The sequence below is a fragment of the Belnapia sp. AC561 genome (assembly GCF_979252845.1).
The window spans coordinates 1-283 of the sequence record NZ_CEEDBP010000170.1 but is presented as its reverse complement, the minus strand read 5'-3'; the positions used below and the strand labels follow the sequence as shown (position 1 = coordinate 283).

Below are 283 nucleotides of genomic sequence, written 5' to 3'. Positions count from 1 at the left end.
TCTGTACGTTGCGCACCTTGGTGAACAGCTCGGCAGCCTGAGGGCCGAAGGCCTGTACCAGCACATGATCGCTGCCCAGGCGGCCTTCCAGCGTGCGCTGCACGACGGTGGGCTGTTCGTGAATTTCCTTGAGCATAAAGTGGCGGAACGCGCCCTTATCAGCGGCATCGGCGCCTTCGTGGTACTGCACCACTTCACGCTGCACGACAGTGCCGTGGGTATCCCAGACCTGCACGCTGTCGCGCTGGATCTCAGCGATGTCGCCTTCTTCCAGGTACATGAA

The 283-nt window shown here is 61.1% G+C and carries 1 pseudogene; it reads right to left on the bottom strand.

The window, feature by feature from the left end:
- Window positions 1-283, bottom strand: a pseudogene (locus AC0IW9_RS30610) (hypothetical protein); the annotation flags it as partial.